Source organism: Mycoplasma sp. 2575 (genome assembly GCF_053851635.1).
The window spans coordinates 1-2,214 of record NZ_JBSQBB010000022.1; the positions used below are offsets into that span (position 1 = coordinate 1).

Sequence of the window (2,214 nt, forward strand, 5' to 3'; positions counted from 1 at the left end):
TTATAGCTCTATCATGTGCAAATCCTGCTAAACCAGAAAAACCAGAAAAACCAGCTGAACCAAAGAAACCAGAAAACCCAGAAACAAAAACCCCTCAACAAGAAATGCCTGATAAGAGTAAACCCGATAAAACAACTCCAGGTACCGGAGGAACTAAAGATGATTCAAATAATAAATCACAAGAAAAACAAGAAAAGAATGAAGAACATAAAAAAAATGAATCTTCAGATGTTCCATCTTCATTCGAATTGCTAGGATATGATAAAGAAAACATTAAATTAGAGGACTTTAATCGCCAGATTTTCGGACAGGCTGATGTACCAAAAGAATACCAAACACCGCCAACATTTGAATTATTGGGTTTTGGAAGCACAACTATTGGTGAGGAAGAATTTAGCAGACAAACAAACGGTTTAAAGATAAAAGATACTGATTTCAAGAGTTATGTTATAAATTTTAAAAATGATAAATTAACTATTGAATTTGAAACAAATAATGATTCATATTTTAATAAAATAGCTACAATAACAATTGTTGTTAACGCCTTCGAAAAATCGTCGCAAAAATTTACATCACAGAAATTAACCTTAACTAACAAAAGAATAAATTCATTTAACAAAAAATTCACTTTTGATTTTTCTTTAAATAGTGAAATTAAATCAGATACCCATAATATTCAATCAATTCGTCTTGTAGAATTAATTATTGATGGTCAAAAGGTTGAACTTTAATATCTTTTAAGAAATCTCAATAAAAAAATTTTAAAAGCAAAGGTAACAAACCTTTGCTTTTAAAATTACTTCAATTATTCTTCGTAATTTTCAGGGCGGCTTAAGATCTTAGAACCATTTTTGGTAACAAGGATTGTATCTTCAATACGAGCCCCGCCCAAATCTTTTACATAAATCCCGGGTTCAACCGTGATAACCATTCCTTCTTCTAATACCACATTGCCCGTTCTTCTGCCAACTCCTGGTAGTTCGTGTACATCGATTCCTACACCATGGCCAGTTGAATGAGTAAAGAATTTACCATATCCTTTTGATTGTATATATTCTCGACAAATTTTATCAATCTCAGATGTTTCAATTCCTGGTTTTACAGCTTCGCGGCCAAGTTTTTGAGCTTCGCTAACAACATCAAGAATCGAAACTAATTCAGCTGACTTGGGTTTTCCAAAGAAAAATGTTCTTGTTATATCGCTAGCTCAACCATTGTATTGCGCTCCAAAATCGATTTTAACAATATCGCCATCAACCAATTTACGATTTGTTGGATGATGATGAGGTTCGGCAGCATTTGTACCAAATGCAACGATTGTTTCAAAGCTTTCTTTTTCAGCACCAAAAAGGCGCATTAAATATCCAAGTTTATTTGATACTTCTAATTCAGTCATGCCTTCAACTAAAATTTTCTTTAATTCCTCTAATGCTTGCAATGAAATTAAACAAGCTTCCTGGATGTAATCGGATTCTTCTTGGTCTTTTATTATTCTAAATTGTTTTCCTTTTACATTATGAAATTTTGCTTTTGGCATCATTTTTTTAAAATATTCAAATGTTTGAACATGTAAATAATCTGATTCAATACCAACATTAGAATATTTTTTCTTGTTTAGAAAATTCGATAGTGTTTCTTCTCCTGACTCCAATAAAATAACTTCAACATTCTTTGCAAATTTAGTTGCATATTCAATATATCTACCATCTACAAATAAAAAGGCTTTTTCTTTCTCAATTACAATAAAACCATCGCTTGTCTGAATACCAGCATATCATAATCTTGTTTGAGGCGCCTCAGAGATAATTGCATCTAGCTTCAATTCTTCAAAAATTTTGGTTATTTGTTGTTTTAGCATTTTAACTCCTAAACTCTATTTATTTTTTTTCTTTATGGTTTGTATGTTCATTACATTTTGGACAATATTTTGTTACTTCCATTTTTTCTGGATGCAACTTTTTATTCTTCTTTGTGATGTAGTTTTCCATTTTGCATGACTCACATCTTAATGTTAAACCTTCTCTTGGCATACTTTCTCCTTCTTTTTTAAAATATTTAATTTTTGAATACTTTAAATAACATTATGTATTTTAAAATAATTATAAATTATATTATAATTTGCTATTAATTTGCTTTTTTTAATATGTTAAGGATAACATAAAAAAATGATTAATTATTTTTTAAAAAATTATTTAATAACATAACTTTTTATTG

Annotated in this window: 3 protein-coding genes; 1 reads left to right on the plus strand and 2 read right to left on the minus strand. The window is 29.5% G+C overall.

Going from position 1 to position 2,214, the window contains the following annotated elements; translation table 4 throughout:
• Positions 1–731: hypothetical protein (locus ACWXVU_RS03150; RefSeq protein ID WP_456012191.1), on the plus strand; the 731-nt coding region annotated here is incomplete at its 5' end.
• A 74-nt stretch (positions 732–805) separates the two neighbouring features.
• Here the strand turns inward: ACWXVU_RS03150 and ACWXVU_RS03155 are convergent.
• The gene (locus ACWXVU_RS03155) at positions 806–1,858 is read right to left on the minus strand and encodes a M24 family metallopeptidase (RefSeq protein WP_438340839.1); all 1,053 of its coding nucleotides are present in this window, start codon (positions 1,856–1,858) and stop codon (positions 806–808) included.
• Between the two features lie 19 nt (positions 1,859–1,877).
• Positions 1,878–2,030 (minus strand): 50S ribosomal protein L33, encoded by a 153-nt coding sequence (gene rpmG, locus ACWXVU_RS03160; protein ID WP_438340838.1) that lies wholly within the window; start codon positions 2,028–2,030, stop codon positions 1,878–1,880.
• Positions 2,031–2,214: the final 184 nt, after the last annotated feature.